The 19,636-nt window shown below is 56.2% G+C and carries 19 protein-coding genes; 9 read left to right on the top strand and 10 right to left on the bottom strand.

Annotated features, from left to right (window positions below):
• Positions 1-121: 121 nt before the first annotated feature.
• Positions 122-1,027 (bottom strand): NAD-dependent epimerase/dehydratase family protein, encoded by a 906-nt coding sequence (locus ACEN83_RS12900; RefSeq protein WP_116582740.1) that lies wholly within the window; start codon positions 1,025-1,027, stop codon positions 122-124.
• Between the two features lie 148 nt (positions 1,028-1,175).
• Here ACEN83_RS12900 and ACEN83_RS12905 point away from each other — a divergent pair, with 148 nt between their 5' ends.
• Both ACEN83_RS12905 and ACEN83_RS12910 read left to right on the top strand, forming a co-directional pair.
• Positions 1,176-2,096: a LysR family transcriptional regulator gene (locus ACEN83_RS12905; protein WP_007979530.1), complete on the top strand. Its 921-nt coding sequence runs from the start codon at positions 1,176-1,178 to the stop codon at positions 2,094-2,096.
• A 121-nt stretch (positions 2,097-2,217) separates the two neighbouring features.
• Positions 2,218-3,000, top strand: coding sequence for an SDR family NAD(P)-dependent oxidoreductase (locus tag ACEN83_RS12910; protein ID WP_495580519.1), 783 nt, complete (start codon positions 2,218-2,220; stop codon positions 2,998-3,000).
• 63 nt (positions 3,001-3,063) lie between these two features.
• Here ACEN83_RS12910 and ACEN83_RS12915 read toward each other — a convergent pair whose 3' ends face one another.
• From ACEN83_RS12915 to ACEN83_RS12940, 6 genes are all read right to left on the bottom strand, one after another.
• Positions 3,064-4,233 carry a M20 aminoacylase family protein gene (locus ACEN83_RS12915; RefSeq protein ID WP_495580520.1) on the bottom strand — a complete coding sequence of 390 codons (1,170 nt, stop codon included), beginning with the start codon at positions 4,231-4,233 and terminating at the stop codon, positions 3,064-3,066.
• Positions 4,234-4,258: 25 nt separating this feature from the next.
• Complete coding sequence (locus ACEN83_RS12920) at positions 4,259-5,491, bottom strand: diaminopropionate ammonia-lyase (RefSeq protein ID WP_495580521.1); 1,233 nt, start codon at positions 5,489-5,491, stop codon at positions 4,259-4,261.
• Positions 5,492-5,581: 90 nt separating this feature from the next.
• The gene (locus tag ACEN83_RS12925) at positions 5,582-6,358 is read right to left on the bottom strand and encodes an amino acid ABC transporter ATP-binding protein (RefSeq protein WP_495580522.1); all 777 of its coding nucleotides are present in this window, start codon (positions 6,356-6,358) and stop codon (positions 5,582-5,584) included.
• The gene (locus ACEN83_RS12930; RefSeq protein ID WP_116582746.1) at positions 6,351-7,016 is read right to left on the bottom strand and encodes an amino acid ABC transporter permease; all 666 of its coding nucleotides are present in this window, start codon (positions 7,014-7,016) and stop codon (positions 6,351-6,353) included. Before ACEN83_RS12930 ends, ACEN83_RS12925 begins: the two co-directional genes overlap by 8 nt.
• An 8-nt stretch (positions 7,017-7,024) precedes the next feature.
• Positions 7,025-7,666, bottom strand: a complete 642-nt coding sequence (locus tag ACEN83_RS12935; RefSeq protein ID WP_007979518.1) for an amino acid ABC transporter permease — start codon at positions 7,664-7,666, stop codon at positions 7,025-7,027.
• Between the two features lie 117 nt (positions 7,667-7,783).
• Entirely contained in the window at positions 7,784-8,767 is a 984-nt protein-coding gene (locus ACEN83_RS12940; protein WP_495580523.1) for a transporter substrate-binding domain-containing protein, read from the bottom strand.
• A 260-nt stretch (positions 8,768-9,027) separates the two neighbouring features.
• On the opposite strand from ACEN83_RS12940, the gene ACEN83_RS12945 reads away from it, so the two are divergent.
• Complete coding sequence (locus tag ACEN83_RS12945) at positions 9,028-9,492, top strand: Lrp/AsnC family transcriptional regulator (protein ID WP_007979515.1); 465 nt, start codon at positions 9,028-9,030, stop codon at positions 9,490-9,492.
• A 271-nt stretch (positions 9,493-9,763) separates the two neighbouring features.
• Here ACEN83_RS12945 and gltS read toward each other — a convergent pair whose 3' ends face one another.
• Together gltS and ACEN83_RS12955 are read right to left on the bottom strand one after the other, a co-directional pair.
• Entirely contained in the window at positions 9,764-10,978 is a 1,215-nt protein-coding gene (gene gltS / locus ACEN83_RS12950; protein ID WP_495580524.1) for a sodium/glutamate symporter, read from the bottom strand.
• Between the two features lie 232 nt (positions 10,979-11,210).
• Positions 11,211-11,771 carry a lipid-binding SYLF domain-containing protein gene (locus ACEN83_RS12955; protein ID WP_429394789.1) on the bottom strand — a complete coding sequence of 187 codons (561 nt, stop codon included), beginning with the start codon at positions 11,769-11,771 and terminating at the stop codon, positions 11,211-11,213.
• A 530-nt stretch (positions 11,772-12,301) separates the two neighbouring features.
• Here ACEN83_RS12955 and ACEN83_RS12960 point away from each other — a divergent pair.
• From ACEN83_RS12960 to ACEN83_RS12975, 4 genes are all read left to right on the top strand, one after another.
• Positions 12,302-14,437, top strand: a complete 2,136-nt coding sequence (locus ACEN83_RS12960; RefSeq protein WP_495580525.1) for a calcium-binding protein — start codon at positions 12,302-12,304, stop codon at positions 14,435-14,437.
• A gap of 85 nt (positions 14,438-14,522) precedes the next feature.
• A complete protein-coding gene (locus ACEN83_RS12965; RefSeq protein ID WP_116582751.1) occupies positions 14,523-14,969 on the top strand; it encodes a VOC family protein in 447 nt (148 codons plus the stop codon).
• A 387-nt stretch (positions 14,970-15,356) separates the two neighbouring features.
• Entirely contained in the window at positions 15,357-15,638 is a 282-nt protein-coding gene (locus tag ACEN83_RS12970) for a hypothetical protein (RefSeq protein ID WP_116582752.1), read from the top strand.
• A 327-nt stretch (positions 15,639-15,965) separates the two neighbouring features.
• A complete protein-coding gene (locus tag ACEN83_RS12975) occupies positions 15,966-17,165 on the top strand; it encodes a patatin-like phospholipase family protein (RefSeq protein WP_495580526.1) in 1,200 nt (399 codons plus the stop codon).
• A 21-nt stretch (positions 17,166-17,186) separates the two neighbouring features.
• Here the strand turns inward: ACEN83_RS12975 and ACEN83_RS12980 are convergent, their stop codons facing one another.
• Entirely contained in the window at positions 17,187-18,107 is a 921-nt protein-coding gene (locus ACEN83_RS12980) for a universal stress protein (RefSeq protein ID WP_495580527.1), read from the bottom strand.
• A 311-nt stretch (positions 18,108-18,418) separates the two neighbouring features.
• Between ACEN83_RS12980 and ACEN83_RS12985 the strand changes: the two genes are divergently transcribed.
• Complete coding sequence (locus ACEN83_RS12985; RefSeq protein WP_007979448.1) at positions 18,419-18,676, top strand: hypothetical protein; 258 nt, start codon at positions 18,419-18,421, stop codon at positions 18,674-18,676.
• A gap of 24 nt (positions 18,677-18,700) precedes the next feature.
• Positions 18,701-19,624, top strand: coding sequence for a universal stress protein (locus tag ACEN83_RS12990; RefSeq protein ID WP_495580528.1), 924 nt, complete (start codon positions 18,701-18,703; stop codon positions 19,622-19,624).
• Positions 19,625-19,636: the final 12 nt, after the last annotated feature.

Consider the following 19,636-nt stretch of genomic DNA (forward strand, 5'->3'; position numbering starts at 1 on the left):
CATTGACGATCACCCTGGTTGCACGTTTTTTTATGGGTGGGATTTGCCTGGAAACAGCATTCGCCAGCCCATAAAAAAGCTCACCGAAGTGAGCTTTCAGAATCTCGACAGTCAGCGGTTACTACCATTGCACTCCGCTGTTTTCGATCCACTGCAAAATCGATTCGCGCTTTGGCTTCCAGCCAAGCAGAGTACGCGCATTGACTGCCCGCACGCGGCTGTTGGAGCCGATGGCAAAACGCGCCCAATCTCCAAGTTTGGCGATGGCATCATCAGCCGGCCAGCTTTGAATCTCGCCGCCAAAGCCAAGTGATTTGCTGATCGACGTAGCGATTTCGAGGAACGATGCTTCGCCGTTTTCGGCGAAGAACAACGAGGCCGATGGAGCCTTTTCGATTGCAAGGCGATAAAGCTCTGCCAGATCTTCAATGTGCACGTTGGACCAGCGATGTACTCCGGCACCCATGTAGGCCCCGGCGCCATATTTGCGCGATTGCGCGAACAGCTTGGGCAGTTGATCGCTTTTTGCCGGCAATCCCAATGATTCACCGTAGATCATGGTCGGGCAAAACACGATGCTGCGGATACCTTGTTCGACACCTGCGCGCCGCACGGTCTGGTTGATGTGAACCCGATCCTTGCGGATGTCCATGGGGGTGAATGGCGTCTCGTCGGTGAAGATCTCGGCACGCTCATAAGCACCGCGAGCATCGTCCCCCACAACACTGGAGCCTGAGGTATGCAGCAGCACTTTTCCGCTACCGCTCAGGGCGCTGATAAAGGTTTGAACCGAGGCCAGATGATCCGAATTGGCCGCATTCACGACCGCGTCTGCAGCACGCGCCTGTTCGCTAAGAATGAACGCGTCATCCAGGGTGCCGAGCACAGGGGTGATGCCCAGTGCCAGCAGCGCACTGCGCTGTTCCGGATTACGCAGCAGGCCAGTGACTTCATGACCCGCATCTACCAGGTATTTGGCAATCGAACCGCCGATGTAACCGGTCACACCGGTAACGAAAATTTTCAATGTTCTGTCTCCTTCGCATCTTGAGTTTGCCCGGCCTCTACTTGAAACAAAGCCGCGGTCATTCCTGGTTAAGGAATCTCTTCACGATACGATGGGGTCCGTTTGTGAGCTAGACTGCTCTAACTACAAGTATCTGTGAATACAGTTCATGCTAAATCTCAAAGACATCAACCGCTCTGGCGAAATGGAAGTGTTCACCCGAGTCGTCAACGCAGGCACCTTTTCCGAGGCTGCCCGGCTTCTGCACATGTCGCCCTCGGCGGTGAGCAAGTTGATCGCCCGATTGGAGACGCGGCTGGGTGCGCGTTTACTTCATCGCTCCACTCGACGCCTCGAGCTCACGGCCGAAGGCGAGCGATTCAACAATGAGTGCCTGCGGATACTTGAGCTGATTGACTCCGCCGAGCGTGATGTTGCCAATGTGGCCAAACCTAGCGGGTTGATTCAGGTCAATGCCAACCTTCCCTTTGGCCTGCATTGCTTGTTACCGCAATTGCCTGATTTTCTGGCGGCTTACCCGGACATCACCCTGAACGTGGAGTTGACCGATACCGTTGTGGATCTACTGGAACGACGCGCGGATGTCGCGATACGTACCGGACCGATGAAGGAGTCGAGCCTGGTTCAGCGTCGACTGGGTGAAAGCCGAATGATCACGGTGGCGTCACCGGCGTACATCGCACGATACGGTCAGCCGAAAACCCTGGATGACCTGCAACGACATAATCGGCTGAGCTTTGGTTTTCATCGTCATTCGCAGGCCTGGGTTTATCGCGACGCCGAGGGCCAGCGCATCGAGATTGAACCCAAAGGCAATGCCTTGCTCAGCGATGGCGAGAGCATGCGCCAGTCTGCGCTGGCGGGATTGGGTATCGCTCGACTCGCGAGCTTCCATATTAATGCCGATATCGAGTCGGGGCGTTTGATACCGCTGCTGGAGCCATTCAACAGCGGTGAAACCGAGGCGATTCATGCGGTGTTTATCGGCCCGGGACAGCAACTACCCCATCGCGTCAGGGTTTTTATTGATTTTCTGTTGGAAAGGATTGGCCCGCATCTCAGACCTTAATGACGGCAGGTCAAGCAGCCATTTTCAGAGTTTTGTTAAAACAGTCTTCTGCAACCCTTGAAAGACTTCAGCCCGAGCCTGGGGCAAGATTTTACGCATAACAACAAACAAGGCCGCTTTCATGGATTATCAACTGACTGGCAAAACCGCACTCATCACAGGCGGGGCGACAGGCATTGGCAAGGCCATCGCCCAACGCTTCATTCTCGAAGGTGCAAAGGTTGTCATTAGCGGGCTATTGGCGGACGAAGTGAATGCGGCGGTTGAAGAACTGGGCGAGTCCAGCAGGGGCCTGGTTGCCGATCTGACGCAGGACGGAGCGGCGGAGCGCCTGGTCAACATGGCCCTGGAGTCCGGCCCGATCGACTTCCTGATCAATAATGTCGGGATATTCGAGGTCAGGGATTTTTTCGAAACAGACGATGCCCAGTGGTTTCATTACTTCAACGTCAATGTCATGAGCGGTGTGCGCATGACGCGCCTTGTCATGAAGGACATGCTCGATCGCGGACATGGGTCGATTGTCTTTATCAGCAGTGAGTCAGCCGTCAAGCCACAGCCGTGGATGGTTCACTATGGCGCGATGAAAACCTGTCTGCTGGGTATCTCCAGAGCTTTGGCGGAGTTGACCAAGGGCACTGCGGTGCGCGTCAACTCGATACTCCCCGGGCCTACCTACACCGAGGCGGTCAAGCGCTATCACCGGGAAATCGCAGAAGAGAAGGGCATCTCGGCGCAACAGGTGGTACACGACTATTTTGACGAGACCGAACCGACATCCCTGATCAGACGCATGATCGAGCCCGAAGAGGTGGCCTGCAGCGTCCTGCACCTGGCAGCATCGCCGGCGCTCAACGGCATGGCCATGCGCATTGAAGGTGGAACCATACGCTCGATACTTTAAAGCGGTAGCCGCTCTCAGGCCCTTGCGAGAGGACAGCACGTCACAGTGCTGTCCTCTTCTTGCCTATCCCGCAGACAGGGCAGTGCGGGCCACCTCAGCGAAATAATGCGCACCGGTGGTCAGTACATTGTCGTTGAAATCGTATTTGGCGTTGTGGAGGGGAATACCCCCTTCATCCGCCTTTTCGCCGTTGCCGATGAACACAAAATTTCCGGGGACGACTTGAAGGAATGCACCGAAATCCTCCGAGATCATCATCGGCTGGATGTCAGCATTCACCTTGTCTGCGCCAACGATTTTTGTCGCGGCAGCAACAGCGATGGGGGTGCACTGCGCCCAGTTCACCGTCGGTGCGAACTCATGGGAGTATTCGAATTCGCAGGAAGCGCCATGGAGCCTGCAAATACCTTCTGCAACTTCTCGCATCCGCGTTTCCAGCATGGACTGGACGTCGGGTGCATAGCTGCGAGTGTCGCCCTTGATCACAACATGGGTTGGAATCGCATTGCGGATTCCATCAGTGATGAACTCTGTGCACGAAATCACCGCCGGAACGCTCGGGTCGAGGTTTCGGGAAATGATGGTCTGCAACGCCAACACCACTTCCGCCGCAATGACGATTGGGTCAACCCCCATGTGAGGTCGTGCCGCATGGGTCCCCTGGCCTTTGATTCGGATAACGAAGTTATCTTCACTGGCCATGATCCCCCCTGAGCGAGTCGCGATCGATCCAGCGGGGAGCCCGGGCATGTTGTGAGCACCGTAGATCGCATCAACAGGAAAACGCTCAAACAGACCATCGGCGATCATCGCTTTTGCACCACAGCCGTGTTCTTCGGCGGGCTGGAAAATGAAACGCACGGTGCCATTGAAATCGCGACTTTCGGTCAATAGCCGCGCGGCTCCGAGGATCATCGTCATGTGGCCGTCGTGACCGCAGGCATGCATCTTCCCGGCGGATACGGAGGCGTGATCGCGTCCCGGCGCATCTTCATGGATATGCAGTGCATCCATATCGGCACGCAAGCCTACGACCGCCGGGCTATCACCGATCTTCAGACTCGCGACCAACCCCGTGCCACCAATACCTCGGTGAACTTCCAGGCCCATAGAGGTGAGCGCATCGGCAACGTAGTTTGAGGTTTGCAGCTCTTCGAAGCCGACCTCGGGGTGTTGGTGCAAGTGATGACGCCAGCTCACAAGCTGTGCGTGGAATTCGTCTTGGTTGATCACTGGAGGTGCTCCTTCTCTCTTCGAATCACAGATGTTTTTGTTTCTGCCATTGGCGCTGGCGGTCGATCACTGCTTCGTCGGATTCACCCACCAGGCTTTCGTACACTGTCGGTGCAGTAGCACCTTCGGTACTGATGATCAGGATGCGAGAGTCACTGTTGAGGCCGATTTTTCTGGCTGCTTCTGGATCGCGCACCAGTAGTTGAACAGCCGCCAGACCGGCCACCCCCGACTCACCGGCAACGATGGGAATATCCTTTGCGCTCCCTTGAGCGAGCTTGCGCATCGCGGTTACAGCTTCGTGGTCAGCAATGGTCAAAAAGAAATCGATGCTCGGCTCCAGGAATCGCCAGGCGAGGGGAGAGGTTTCACCACAGGCCAAACCCGCCATGACGGAATCTACCGAGCCTGTCGCTTTGGCAGGACGACCCTGAACCGCGCTTTGATAAAGGCAATCGGCTTGCCGGGGTTCGACCATCACGAATGCAGGTCGTTGGTCTTGATAAATTTCCCAGAGATAGCTGCTGATCCCGGCGGCCAATCCGCCAACGCCCCCCTGCAGGAAGACGTGGGTAAAGGGGCAGGGCGCCGTGGTATCCCCCGTGGTTTGCTCTATCAGTTCGGCGGCGATGGTGCCGTAACCCTGCATCACATCACGAGGGACAATCTCGTAACCTTCGTATGACGTATCGGAGACGACGGGCCATCCATTCTGTTCAGCAACCTTGGCCGTATGCTCGACAGACTCATCGTAGTTGCCCTCAATACGGATAATGCGAGCACCGTACGCCGCAATGGCAGCCTCGCGCTCGGCACTCACATTGGCGTGCAAGACGATGACGCATTTGCAGCCGACGCTTTGAGCGGCGGCAGCCAGGGCCCGGCCATGATTTCCGTCGGTGGCACTGATAACGGTGAAGTCACGAAGGCGTTCCCGATACCTGCCGGTAATAAGCCCTTTGGGGTCGAAGGACTCCTGGGGCATGAGACGCACAATCAGCCTGATCAACGCGATGGGGGCACCGAGTGCCTTGAAGCTGGCCAAGGGTGAGCGTGTCGATTCATCCTTGACCCAAAACCGGGCGACACCAAGCTCCGTTGCAATGCCGGGAAGCTCCCACAGCGGCGTTGCGTCCTGGCTCAGATGCTCCCAACTCGATAGCCAGTCTCGTGATTCATGTGCTGAGCCGACGCTCATGACTTCCTTGAGGTCGGCAGGATAAGGGCAACGAGAGGCGCGAGGATTTACGAATAACATACCGGTTCCTTGTAACTCATTGAGAAGTGGCGTGTGGATGGGCGCGGATGGCGTTGCTTTGGGTGCAATATCAGCGAGTGGCATGGTCCGTCATGCGCTCGTCGTTCTGTAGCGCCCTAAAAACTGACGTACGCGTTCACTGTCTGAATTCGTGAAGAATTTTTCCGGTGCAGCCCGTTCAATGATCTGTCCTTTTTCAATGAAGACCACTTCATTTGATACGGCGCGCGCAAACTCCATTTCATGAGTGACGATGACCATGGTGAAACCGTCCTCGGCCAGCGAGCGCATCACTGCAAGGACTTCACCTACAAGCTCCGGATCGAGAGCAGAGGTCGGCTCATCGAACAAAATGACTTCAGGGTTCATCGCCAAGGCTCTGGCAATAGCCACGCGTTGTCGTTGTCCACCCGACAAAGACCAGGGGTAGGCATCGTGCTTGTGGGACAGGCCTACTTTTTCCAGCAGCGCAACGGCGTGATCGTTGGCATCCTTTCGGCTAACACCCATGACATGAACAGGGGCCTCGGTAACATTCTGGAGCACCGTGAGATGCGGCCAGAGATTGAAGCTTTGGAACACCATGGCGGTTCGAGCGCGCATGGCTGAAAGTTCGCGGTTTGACATGGGTTTAACCCCACCGCTCTTGACCCCCATGCGATCCCCGCCGATGTAAATCTCACCGCCGTCAGGAACCTCCAGCCAGTTGATGCAGCGCAGCATCGTGGATTTACCTGAGCCGGATGAGCCTAAAACGCTGACGGTTTGTCCTCGTTCAACGTTGAGATTGATCCCGCGAAGAACCTCGATACCGGCGAAGTGTTTATGCAGGTCACGTATTTCAACGACTGGAGCTGACTTATTCATTTACCAATCCTCTTTTCTGCGCGCGCCGGCCCAGGCGACGTAATAACGCCTCTACACACAATGTGATGGACCAATACAGAACAATCACAAATATGAAGGGTGGCAGCGGAACGAAGTATTTAGCTTGAACTGCAGATGCCGCGGCCGTTAGATCCATCAGGGTGATGATCGATAAAAAGGCGGTGTCCTTTAGCAGGCAGACTAATTGGTTGCCAAACAGCGGACCTGAACGCATCACCATTTGCGGCAGTAAAATTCTCCAATACATCTTGGCGTTGATGAAACCATGAGCGCATGCAGCTTCTGCCTGGCCAGAAGGTAACGAAGTTCTCGCCGCACGGAGGATCTCGGCGAAATAAGCGCCGTGATAAGTAATCAATGCAATGAATCCGGCCGACCAGACATCCATGCTGATGCCAACGTTAGGAAGGCCGTAATAAAGCAGGTATAAAAAGATCAGAAACGGCAGCATCCGCATGAGATCCAATCCCCCACGTACAAGCCGTCTGGGAATATTGTCCCGTCCTTCTAACAGGAAGGCGATGAAGCAGGCCAACAGAAATGAAAACACGGCCGATACGCAAAAGAGTATGAGTGTGTTCTGGAGGCCAACCGAGAACACATCCAGGTTGTCCCACAGCATTTTAATTCCGTTCATGGGGTCCCCTACATGGCCAGGCGCTTGGCGCGCGAATCTGCGATCCGCTGGAAGCGAACAAGGCCACCAATGATCAAAATGTAAAGAAGGCCTGCCGCGAGGATGGGCGGAAGCGGATCGTAGGTCACAGCAGCAATCCGGTTGGTGACCCGGGTTAAATCCACGATGCCAATCATCGCTATCGCCGGACTGCTTTTGACCAATAGAGACATTTCATTTACAAGCCCGGGAAGACTTGTCGTCAACATCTGTGGAAGCATGATGCGTCGCAGGGTCAATCCCGTGGTCATGCCTGCTGCTTTTGCCGCCTCCAGTTGTTCACGCGAGAAGCTCGTCAGGGCGCTACGCCAGATCTCGGCGTTAAATGCAGTGGTATTGATCGTCATCGCCGCAATGGCGACAACTCTCGCATCGACTTCCCAACCAACAGAAGGTGCTATTACGAACAGAAATAAAACCAGGGTGACCATCGGTGTAGCCCTGATCAAGCTGACATACACAGCGAGAGCCTGACTGACGACAGGGATTTTTGCTGCTCGCAACATCGCAACAACCAGCCCCAGGATAATGCCAAACACTATAGAGACGCCGGAAACCCAAATGGTCGTCCAGCCAGCATAAAGTAGAGTGATCCAGTCACTGCTATCCATTGAGTACGTCCTTCGAGCAAGTCTTTTGGCTCTTTGATATCTACCGAGTCAAAAAGAATAAGTTGCCGACTTGACCATCGTTGACAATTGTTTTTTCCAACGATGGAGGCGCTCGGATTATTTCGCCGTCAGCTGTGTAAATTGTTCACCGGAAGTAATGGGGTCGTGGGGCAGGTTGTCGAAAGATTGTCCGAGCCACTTCTTCTGTAGCTCAGCGAGTTTGCCGGTTTCGCGCAAATGGTTAACAAAACCACTCAGGTAATCGAGTAGTTCCTTGTTCCCCTTGGCCACTGGCCAAGCGATATAACCCATGCTTGAAGTGGCCTCGCCAACGGCAAATACTTTTGGTCGCTCTTTCACCAGCATGTTGGCAGGCACGATCGAGTTGACGACGTAGTCCAGCCGATGATTAGCCAGGTCGGCATACGCCTCCGGGTAAGATTGATACTGCACAATCTTGCCAATCGCTCCGCCGGAGGCTTTCAGTTTTGCATCCAGTTGCGTCAATCGTGCCAGTTGGGCACCACCGGCCTGCACACCCACGGTCATCCCCGAAAGGCTTGAGATATTCTTGATGCGGTCGTCATCTGCCCGCTTGATGTAATAGGAGACCTCGGGCGCGACCGGTGCAACGAAATCAAACGCCCCCAACCGCTCTTCGGTAACGCCAGCACCCGTGATTGCAGCGTCGTATTTGCCGGATGTGACACCGGCCAGCAGGCCGGTCCAAGGCATAATGTCCTGGTTTACCTTGAATTTTGCGTACTTGCGCAGCTCCGCGATAACGTCCTTGTGAAAGCCGTCGGACTCACCATCCTTGATAAACTCAAAGGGATAATAGCTGTCTTCCGTTGCAACATTGAGTGTGCCGCGACTGTTGATCTCTGCCAGGCTGGCCGCATTAGCCATGCTGGTAATACCAAGGGGAGCGCTGAGGATAATACTTGCCGCGCCAATGGCGAGAAGGCGACCCGCTTTGGACATGACACTTCGGTCTGTGCACTTTTCTTGAACAATATGCATCGTGAAACTCCCATCGGATAGGTGGCGGGGCAGTACCAAACTAAAAGCTGCGATTGCTGTTGGGATAGCTTTGATCATGCTTTCTCGGCTCTTATTGTTTTTTGCAGTTGAAGGCGCAGCCCTTGCCTGACAGGCAGGTGGGATAGAAGGATGCTAATGCGCCGGATGCGCACGATTGCTCGAAAATCGAGTGGTCAAATGCATCATCGTTGCGTTTTCAGTATTTTGTTGCGCAGGTTGGGGGAGGCGGTGCGAGATTGGAGGGGCTTTACGCAACGAATGAGCGTTCAGTGCGCTTTTCTGCTGTAATGGGTTCGCCCAAGCGAAGGAGACTCAAGATGCAACTTGATGCCTATGACCGAAAAATCCTCAGCTTCCTTCAAGAGAACAATCGGATTTCCCAGCGCGAATTGGCAGAAGGCGTGAACCTGTCTCCCTCTGCGGTCAATAGAAGAATCGCAGCATTGGAATCTGCAGGTGTAATAAAATACAACGTCAGCATTGTGGACCCAGCGGCTGTAGGGCGCCCCATTACCGTTATTGTCGAAGTCAAGCTCGAGAATGAGCGACTTGACTTGCTGGATGAGATAAAAAAGCGCTTCGTTAGTTGCCCGCAAGTGCAACAGGTTTATTACGTGACGGGCGACTTTGATTTTTTGTTGGTGTTGAACGTCAAGGATATGACTGAGTATGAGCAACTCACTCGCGAACTTTTCTTTTTTGGGAATATCAAGCAGTTCAAGACATTCGTGGCGATGCAGAACAACAAAAGAACTTTTGCGATACCCATGGATATTGAGTGAAGTGCAGTTCCATGCAGGCCGGCAGCGCGGATTTGTCCCGCGCCACCGGTTCACCGCCTCTCTATAGGCGGACCTGCAGCTGATGTCTTGTCACAGCCGGGTTATGGAAGTACTGGAATTCCCGGCAGGGTTGAGTGCGATGCGCGACAGGGTATTGCCGAGTCCTCGCGAGTACTACGTAGTCATTGACAATCTCGCGGTCGTCCAGGATCAAGGCAGAGGCACACTCATTCCTGTGTGCTTGACCGTTCGAGCATCGAAGGGGCGCTCGCTAAAGACCACTGAACAGGCTGATGATCACGGCATTGACCAAGTCAATGAAAAAACCACAAACCAGTGGCACGATCAGGAAGGCCTGGTGCGCCGCGCCGTACTTCTGTGTCACGGTCGACATGTTGACGATCGCCGTCGCCGTGGAGCCGAGGGCGATCCCGCCGAATCCGGAAGCGATCACGCTGGCTTCGTAATCGCGCCCCATGAAGCGGAAGACCACAAAATACGTATAGGCGACCGTCAGCAGAATTTGCAGGGTCAACGCACACAGAATGAACAACAGCGCGCCGCTGAGCTGCCATAGCTGGAGCCCCATCAGGGCCATGGTCAAAAACATGCCCAGGCAGATATCGGAGATCAGCGACAGACCCAGGCTGGCGCCGCTCCAGCTTTTCAGGCGTTTATCACCCACAAAGGCCAGCACAAGGTGGTGAATGACGATGCCCGCGAACAGACAGCTGACAAATTTGGGCAGGGTGACGCCGGCATCGACCAGCAGCAGGTTGAGCCCATAGCCGAGCATCAGGGTCAGGTTGAGCCACATCCACGCCCAGAGCACGTCGTAGTAGTCCAGCGCCTTGCTCGGTTGTTGTTCGAGAATGCCGACTTCCAGCTCCGCATCCCTGGACGGCGTCAGTTGATAACGACGTATCAGTCGGTTGGCGATAGGGCCGCCGATGACACAAGCGGCAATCAGGCCGACGGTGTTGCTGGCGATGCCCAGTTCATGGGCGTTACTGATGCCCAGTTTCTCGACGAAAAGCGGTGCCCAGGCCAGGGTGGTGCCCACGCCGCCCGTGAGGGAAATGGAGCCCACCATCAGGCCCGCCTTGGGATCCAGCCCGAACGCCTGGGCCACACCCATGCCCAGCGAGTTCTGCAGGAGAATGAACACAGCGGCGAGTAACAGCAGGATCAGCAACGGGCGCCCACCCTTGAGCAGTTGGCGCATGTCCGATTTCAAGCCAATGCCGGCGAAGAAATAGAGCAGCAGGGTGTCGCGAACCTGCAGATCGAATTCGACCTGGATATTCAGGCCGAAGTAGAGCAGGGACGTCACCGCCGCACAGACGAAGCCGCCGACGACCGATTCGGGGATGCAGTATTGACGGAGAAAGGCGTTGTGCTGGACGAGGGTTTTGCCGAGGAAAAGCAGGAGGATGGCAAGGGTGAAACTCACGAGGCCGTGAACCTGGAAGAGCTGTGAAGTCATTTAAGGCCTACCTAAAAACTGATCAATCATTATCAGGATTCGATCATTCAATGTTTAGACCTGGATCAATGAATGGTCGAGGCAGCAACCTCCAGCTTGCTCGTCCAGATAGCCCTCATCATCAGCTACGTCTGTGCGCCAGGAGTGAGGACAGCCTAGCCTGTATGGGAAAACCCACCAGTATTGGCATAGGCCGCCATCACGCTCCCGATGGCCAGTCAAACGCCTGAGTCTAGCGCTTGATCAGGGAAATCTTCGTTCCCTCGATGCTGACCCCCGCCATCAACCCTTGCTGGTCGAAGATGAACGCGTAGGCGTCGTCCTTCAGCGTCGAGCTGGACAGGTTTTTCGCCACCCCTTCATCAACCACGACAACCGTTGGCCCCACACCGATTTCCCAGCCCTTGGTTTCGGTTATGTATTTCACTGCTTTATCGGTCATCAGGAAAACCGCATAGCCGTACGACTGGGCGCCGGCCTGCAGGCCCCATGAACCGCTGACGGAGTTGTAGTAATTTTCGACTTTGGTGCCTTTCATCAGGACGCCTTCGCCGTAGCTGCCACCAAACACAAGGCCCGCCTTGATGATTTTCGGGAAAACCAGCACCGCTTTGGCTTCGTGCGAGATTTTTTCGGCAAAAGGATGGGCCTTGTAAAGCAATTGCAAGGCTTGTTTGGCATCGGCATTCAGATCCTCGGCGGTGGCCGCTCCTGCAGTGTTCAGGAAACCGGTCGATGCCAATGTTGCAGTGGCGAGGAAGAACGAGAGGAAGAACCGCATTGATTGAGTCATTTGCATACTCCGCTGAGGGAGCATTGGATGAGAGCAGCGGCAGGCGCCTGCATTTGGCAGGAACTGAATCCGCTGAGGTTATCCGGCGCGCCCTGAAATGTGTGAATTCAAGCGTCGCTTTTGTATGAAGCAGGCTCGTAATCACCTGTCATTTGCGATGCCATCAGATGTTGTGACCACTGCGCAATGGCGGTGTTCGTTCGCAAGGCTTTTCTTTGTGGGCCTGTCGAGTAAAAAAGGTGTGCGGTAGAACTATTGTCAAAGTTCACGCCGGGGAAATCCTTTGTATTTCAAAATGTTTCCTCCGCTCGCCGGAGATAACAGATTTTCAAACCCTCCTGCCCCGCAACCCCCGAGCCAGCCATGTAGCGGCATTGGAAGGTGGGCGAAGGCTCCGGAACACCCGTCTGCATTGGCGATAAACGGTGAGGCCGAAATGGCGCACTTGTGACCCCTTGGGTTTGTCTAATTTCCTCAACCCGCTGTAACGCAGTTAACGCTTACCATTTCCTTTAATGGAGGGTAGTACCATGGCTGTTATCAATGGGACTGAACAAGGCGACTTCATATTTGGCAACCCGGAGGCTGATCAGATCTTCGGCCTGGGTGGCGACGACTTTATCCTGGGTGAAGGAGGCAACGACACGATAGAAGGGGGGGATGGCAACGATGAACTCGTCGGTGGTGACGGCGATGATCTCCTTCGCGGTGGCGCCGGACTCGACAGTCTTACGGGCAGTGTCGGTGCCGATACCCTGACCGGGGGCGCGGATAATGACGCTTTCAACTGGTTTGTCGGCAGTGGCGTGGAATCCTCTTCCCTGGCCCGCGACACAGTGACCGACTTCCAGGGGGCCGGCGTTGCCGGTGGTGACAACCTGCTTCTTTCCGCGAGCAACCGCCTGGTTTTCGAGGGGGCTCGCCCCACGGTGCCGACGCTGGGCGCTTCGCTCGGTTTCGGTGGCAACGGTTTTACCGAGGTGTTCTATGCCGTAGGTGCCACCAGCACGCTGCTGTTCGCAGACTCCAACGACAATGGCGTGCTCGATGCCAGTGACTTCTCTGTACAACTCACGGGACAGCACAACCTCACAAGAGCCGATTTCGGCACCACGGCCTTCGTCGTACGTGGCACCGAGGGCAATGACGTGATCAACGGCACCCCGGACGCCGATACAATCTTCGCGCTCGGTGGCAACGACGTGGTCAACGCCGGCAACGGCAACGACATCGTCGACGGCGGCGCCGGCAACGACATCCTCAACGGTGGCGCGGGAATCGACCGGCTTACCGGGGGGCTGGGCAATGACACCCTCAACGGTGGCGATGACCGCGACCTCATCACCGGGGGCGACGGCAACGACATCATTGATGGTGGCGCCGGCAATGACACGACGCTTTCCGGCGGTAACGGCGCTGATATCGTCAATGGCGGTGCCGGCAACGATACCCTCGACGGCGATGCCGGTAACGACCAGTTGTTCGGTGGTGTCGGTAATGACGATTTCTTTGGCGGCGAGGGTAACGACCAGATCTTCGGCGAGGACGGCAACGACGAACTGTTCGGTGATGCCGGCAACGACCAGTTGTTCGGCGGCAATGGTGACGACGCGCTCGAAGGCGACGCCGGGGCAGACCAGTTGAACGGCGGTGCCGGCAATGACGAGTTCGAGTTCTTCCTTGGCTCGTTCAACCCGAGCTCGACCTTCGCGATCTTCGATACGGTCCAGGACTTCCAGGGCGCAGGTGTGGCCGGCGGCGATACGCTCGAGCTGAACGATGAGTTCGTATTTCGTGGCCAGGTCACGCTCAATCCACAGCTTGGCGCGGTACTGGTCGGCGGTGGCAACGGCATCACCGACCTGTTCTACACGGTCCGCCAGGGCAACACCTGGCTGATAGCGGACGACGATGACAACGGCCGGCTCGACAGCACCGACTTCACGGTGAACTTCCTCGGCGTCAAGAACTTCACGGTGGGCGACTTCGGTAACAATACCGAGTTCGTCACGGCGGGCACCGATGGCAACGACATCATTGTCGGCACCGATGGCGACGACAAGATCTTCGGCCTCGGCGGCAACGACCAGTTGTTCGGCCAGGCAGGAGAGGACCTGCTCGATGGCGGTACGGGGGACGACGTGCTGCTCAGCGGCACTGGCCTGGATAATCTGTTCGGCGGCGAGGGTAACGACACACTCACCATCGAGGATTTCGGCAGTGCCTTCGGCGGAGCCGGCAACGACCTGGTGATCGGCAGCAGCGCCGCGTTCGCCTTCCAGACGACCCTTGAGGGCAATGAAGGCAACGACACACTGCAATCGGGCAGCGCAGGCGCCTTCATGATTGGCGGCACGGGGGACGACCGGCTGGTGGGCAGCGCGGCGGATGACTTCATGGTCGGCAGCGTCCAGTTCGAACCTGGCCTCGATGCGGACAGGTTCCAGTTCGGTGCCCTCTGGGGGACGGACACCATCGCCGATTTCGAGGACGGCATTGATCTGATCGACCTGAGCGCCAGCGGTCTGACCTTTGCTAACCTTACCGTTGGCGAACAGTTCGGCGAGGCCGTCATCAGCGTCACGGGCCAGCCGGGGGTGGGAACCATCACCTTGAGCGGCGTGCCACAGGCCGCCGTCACCGAGTCGGACTTCGCCTTTACCTGAGTGGCCGACGCATGCTCACGCCGGTTGGGGGCGTGAGCATGCCTCAGGCCGGGCGACGGGCCCCTTCAAGCGCCAGGGAGACAGCATGACGGTCAAGCGCATGGACAACATCGGCATCGTTGTAGAAGACATCGACGCTGCCATTGAGTTCTTCACCGAACTGGGCCTTGAGCTCGAGGGGCGCGCGCCCATCGAGGGCGACTGGGCAGATGGCGTCACAGGATTGCGCGACATGCGCGTCGAGATTGCCATGATGCGCACGCCGGACGGTCACAGCCGGCTCGAAATTTCCCGATTCCTCGCACCCCCCGTGGTCGCCGATCACCGCCGCGCCCCGGTGAACGCGCTTGGTTACCTGCGAGTCATGTTCACCGTGGAAGACATTGACGACACACTCGCCAGGCTCCACAAACACGGCGCAGAGCTCGTCGGCAAAGTGGTCCGGTACGAGGAGATGTATCGTCTGTGCTACATCCGGGGGCCCGAAGGCATTCTCATCGGACTTGCCCAGGAACTCGGGCAAGTCCGGTGAGTACCTGCGGCAGGTGCTGAGCGTCACCACCGGACCGGATGCAAGCGCGAGATAACTTGGGTGCCTTGCATATCGCTGATTGAAGCTCAGTATTAACCTAGTTGGCTTGTCGGTTTTATTATTGATTTTCCAATAGTTAAACAGTCGGTTTTTGCATTTGGTGGAATCCGATGCTGCATAAAAAGCTAGCAGATATCGCATATTGACAGGTAGTCAAGCCAAAACTACCATCCGCCGCCATGAACTTTAAGGTAGCTAATCACGGGTATCTTGCACTTGCTCCGGTACCCGGGTGGAAATGTATATTCATGTGCCTGTTGTGTCTGCAGTATTACTGAATGTCGAGCCTGTCAGATTCAAACTCAATGTGCGTCAAGGCGAGCCAAAGTGAAAAAGTCACTCATCCTGTTGACCCTGCTTGCACCCCTTATCGCCAATGCTGGCGAACCTGATCACCTGGCCATTTGCAACAGGCTCAAGCCAGATATCACTCGTAGTTACGGCGTGCACAATTTGAATTTGGTGGATAACGGTAGTTCATACGTATCGGGTGAAGGGGTTGTGCTCTGTGTATATGACGGCATTATCCAGAAGTTCTACGCTGATCGTTCTGTCAGGGTTATGGCAACACTGAATGTCGCCAGCAATAAATACCGCGTCCTGTTCTAGTAGTGGGTTGTCACTCATGAGCTGGAAGTTCTAATACATTCTCTGCTGGTTATTGAAACCATGTTCTTTCATCAGGCGTTCCAACCCGACTTGTTGAATATTACGCTCTGCCCCTTAACCTGGTGAGTCCAACGGCTTTCGCATAAAACCTGGCGCGCACGGCCAGTGAGTTTTTTTATCAGGTAAAGGAGCGCAGAATGAGCAGCCCGGCGTTCGAATGAAGTGCCGCTGGCGGGGCTGGCGTGTGGTCATCTCGAGCACCAGAGGTAGGGACTCTCTCGGCGATGATGAGCGCTTGCTGACGACGGCAAGGGCTGGAGACGCGCTTTGAAACCATTCCCGCTCAGACCTGGCGCCTCAACTCTGGACATGTTTCTTCAAGCGTGTCTGCCACGTCGTGACGCTGTTCCGCCAACCTTGACGGAAAAAGCGGTCATCCCCGGCATTCCCAATGCTCGTTACAGGCTGGACCACGACCTGACGCCTTTCATTGAGGATGCGGTTCAGTCCAACAAGCGTGAGAGCGAGGAGCTTGCCAAGGCCGGGAAGCCGAACCATATCCTGCCGCTGGCCAATATGCTGGCGGTTTCCGGTGGTGGCGATGCGGGCGCCTTCGCAGCGGGACTGATTGCAGGATGGACGACGCATGGGACTCGCCCCCGGTTCAAGGTCGTCACCGGCATCAGCGCGGGTGCCCTGGTCGCCCCGTTCGCTTACCTGGGTTCCGATTACGACAGCGTGATTCGATATGTCTCCAACGCAATCGGGCCCAAAGACATTTTTCATTCGCGAAACGTATTAACCCGTTTTGCCAGCGACGGTATAGCGGACAGCAAGCCACTGTCGCGGCTCATCGCAAAATACGTCACGACACAGATTCTTGCGGCGATCGCGACGGAGTACGCCAAAGGACGAATCCTGCTGATCGGCACAACCGACCTTGATTCGGGTCGGCCCGTCACCTGGAACATGGGCGCGATTGCCGCAAGCCAGGCACCGGGAGCGCTCGACCTCTTTCGCAACATCCTGCTCGCGTCAATGAGCATTCCCGGTGCAGTCTCACCCGTCATGATTGATGTGGACGTTGACGGCAAACAGTTCCAGGAAATGCACGTGGACGGAGGGGTCATCACCCAAGTGTTTCTTTACCCGCCCAGCACCGTGATGGCGCTGAGCAAAGCCACCGGAGCACCGTTGCGGTTCGACCGTCATTTCTATGTCATTCGTAACGGGACACTGGAGCCGCAGTGGTCCGGGACCAAGCGCCGCACATTGAGCATCGGCGGCCGGGCCATCAGCGCCTTGATTCAAACCCAGGGGATCAGCGACCTGGAGCGTATCTACCGTATGGCGCAACAGGATGGGGCGGATTTCAATCTTGCGTACATTGGCTCCGACTTTAACTTTGCGCACGATCGGAAATTCGATGGCGAGTACATGAAGCGTTTGTTCGATTACGCCTTTCAACTCAGCGCGAAGGGCTATCCGTGGCATAAATTGCCGTATCTGGAAAACGCTAAACGGTGAAACAAGCGTGTCATCGAACGTTCAGGTTTTTTCCGGGGAAACCACCCACACGCTGCAGGGCAACTTGTACAGCAGGTGTTCCACCGTACTGCCAACCAGCCGCTCCATGCCGCGATGACCAATGCGTCCCATGACAATCACATCGATGTCATAAGTCTGCGCGTAGCTGGATAGCACCTTGACCGGATTGCCCATGATCATGTGCTGGTGCTCCGGCGGGATACCGTTGCGCTCAGAAAGCTCGCGAAACGCATCAGCCTGCGCTTCGAACAGCGACTTGGCTTTTCCCGAGGAGAAAAACGCCGATCCATTGCTGAAACCGAATTCGTCTGCACTGATGCTGGAAAGGTCATGGGCGTAGATCACGTCCAGTTCTGCATTACAGGTGCTCGCCAGTTTGGAGGCCTCGCGCAGAATGCTGTCGTTGAAGCCTTCGTATTGCTCATCAGAATGAAAAGGGTCAACGGCGGCGACGATCTTGCGCGGCAAAGCGTTGTGCAAATGACTGACAAAATGCAGGGGCACCGGGCATTCACGTAGCAGGTGGATATCCAATGGCGTAAACATCAGGCGTGACAGCAGCGATTCGTGTTCCAGCGCCTTGATCAATACGGCCATCGGCTGTTCTTTGAGATGAATGAGGATTTCCTGCAAAGGCCTTTCGACCCAGACGACTTCCGTGGTGACGTGCACACCGATCTTGCGCAAGGGGCGGGCCTGGTCTTCGAGCCACTGGCGATGGCGCTCGACATAGCCCAGCCGCATCTGTTCCAGCGCCTGTCCATTGACCATCCCTGCAGTCGCCAGCCCTTCAAGATAATCGAACGCCACGATGTGCAGGGCAGCACCTGAGGCCTTGGCCAAGGCAGCGGCCCGGTCGAAGGCGGGGCTGTTTTCCATCAACGGCGAGACGACCAGCATGAAGCGTAATTGATCAGACATGACGGATCTCCGGTAGGCAATCGCGCAATCGCTTGCCCCTAGCCTGCCGCTGTTCAGGGCGCCGGGTTTGATCTTTGTCAAATGGAAGGGAACGGGTGGTGCTGCCCGACGTGCGGTTGTCCGGGCTTCGTCCAGTGACGAAATTGTTGACCGTTATCAATTTTTCGTCCGGCTCCCCGGCGCAATCTTTGGGCTCATGCCGAACTCGGCATACGTACGGTGGAGGAGGGAGCATCACGGCAACCAGGAGAGCGGCCGTTTTCGTCGAAAGGAACCGGACCGTGCATTCTCGAAGCAGTACGGAGGACTCTATGATCATTGATATCAAGGAGAAACCGGCAAGCCATTGCTGGGTTGTGTGCATGGATGCCTTGAAAGTGAACTTCAACACACTGGGAGAAGCACAGGCATTTGTTGGCCAGCTCACGGCGCGTATCGAGGCGCCCCATGTCTGGCCAAGCGGCGCTAGCCTGGCAGGGGCGGCCCTGAAAGATATCGCGCGCTCAACTGATAAAAATCAAGTGGTCGGAACAAGGAGCAATCAATCTGTGGTTTTACTCCCGGATTGAAATGGCCGCGTGCCGAGGTGCCCCATGACGCAATCTCAGCGTTTACTCTTGATCGCGCCTTCAGCCATGACTCGAACACCGGCATTCGACCGGGCTGCTGCGCTGGCGCTCGCGATGCAATTGCCGTTGCACATCGTGGCGTTCGACTATTCCCAGGCCCTGGCGGTGGCCGGGCTGTTCGCCCCGGAACAATTCAGTCGGGCTCGGGACGGCTACTTGCAAACCCATCGCCAATGGCTCGTGGATCAGGCCGGATTGATGAGCAAGCAGGGGGTCGAGGTCACCAGCGAAGTGGTGTGGGTACAGCATCCTTATGAGGAGATTCTGAACTTCATCAATGAGATGCCGCTGACACTGATCATCAAGGACGCCCAGGAAGAATCGGCGTTAAAACGAGTATTTTTTACTCCGCTGGATTGGCAGCTGCTGCGCGATTGTCCTGTGCCGGTGCATCTGGTGACGACTGCGCTGAATGCCCGACCACGCAACGTGCTGGCCATCATTGATGTGTTGCGCGATGAAGATCAGGACCGCGTGTTCAACGACCAGGTTATCGATGCCGCGGCGAAACTGGCGGCGGTCTGTGATGCCAGTCTTGAGTTGCTGCATGTGTATGACTGGACGGCTGTGTATGTCCAGGACATGGGCATTGCCGCATTGCCGCTGGCCAGCGGTGTTTATGAGATGCTGGGAACGGCACACCACGAGACATTCGCCGCCATCGCTGAACGTCACGGCGTGCCTCCGGAGCGTCGTCACTTCATCGAGGGGGCACCCGTGCCGAGGATCTGTGAATTCGTCTCGGACCACCGTACCGATGTGATTGTCATGGGCACGGTACAGCACAAGGGTCTGAGCAAATTAATCGGAACCACCGCCGAGCACCTGCTGCATCGGGCGCCGTGCAGTGTGCTGGCGATCAAGCCGGGAAGAATGCTGCAATCCTGAGGGCTGGATCGC

The sequence above is a fragment of the Pseudomonas sp. Pseusp49 genome (assembly GCF_059491875.1).

Coding starts and splice junctions, on each gene's coding strand:
- ACEN83_RS12905 (WP_007979530.1), top strand. CDS start 1,176: ATGCTAAATCTCAAAGACATCAACCGCTCTGGCGAAATGGAAGTGTTC.
- ACEN83_RS12910 (WP_495580519.1), top strand. CDS start 2,218: ATGGATTATCAACTGACTGGCAAAACCGCACTCATCACAGGCGGGGCG.
- ACEN83_RS12920 (WP_495580521.1), bottom strand. CDS start 5,491: ATGTTATTCGTAAATCCTCGCGCCTCTCGTTGCCCTTATCCTGCCGAC.
- ACEN83_RS12925 (WP_495580522.1), bottom strand. CDS start 6,358: ATGAATAAGTCAGCTCCAGTCGTTGAAATACGTGACCTGCATAAACAC.
- ACEN83_RS12930 (WP_116582746.1), bottom strand. CDS start 7,016: ATGAACGGAATTAAAATGCTGTGGGACAACCTGGATGTGTTCTCGGTT.
- ACEN83_RS12935 (WP_007979518.1), bottom strand. CDS start 7,666: ATGGATAGCAGTGACTGGATCACTCTACTTTATGCTGGCTGGACGACC.
- ACEN83_RS12940 (WP_495580523.1), bottom strand. CDS start 8,767: ATGATCAAAGCTATCCCAACAGCAATCGCAGCTTTTAGTTTGGTACTG.
- ACEN83_RS12945 (WP_007979515.1), top strand. CDS start 9,028: ATGCAACTTGATGCCTATGACCGAAAAATCCTCAGCTTCCTTCAAGAG.
- gltS (WP_495580524.1), bottom strand. CDS start 10,978: ATGACTTCACAGCTCTTCCAGGTTCACGGCCTCGTGAGTTTCACCCTT.
- ACEN83_RS12955 (WP_429394789.1), bottom strand. CDS start 11,771: ATGACTCAATCAATGCGGTTCTTCCTCTCGTTCTTCCTCGCCACTGCA.
- ACEN83_RS12960 (WP_495580525.1), top strand. CDS start 12,302: ATGGCTGTTATCAATGGGACTGAACAAGGCGACTTCATATTTGGCAAC.
- ACEN83_RS12965 (WP_116582751.1), top strand. CDS start 14,523: ATGACGGTCAAGCGCATGGACAACATCGGCATCGTTGTAGAAGACATC.
- ACEN83_RS12980 (WP_495580527.1), bottom strand. CDS start 18,107: ATGTCTGATCAATTACGCTTCATGCTGGTCGTCTCGCCGTTGATGGAA.
- ACEN83_RS12985 (WP_007979448.1), top strand. CDS start 18,419: ATGATCATTGATATCAAGGAGAAACCGGCAAGCCATTGCTGGGTTGTG.
- ACEN83_RS12990 (WP_495580528.1), top strand. CDS start 18,701: ATGACGCAATCTCAGCGTTTACTCTTGATCGCGCCTTCAGCCATGACT.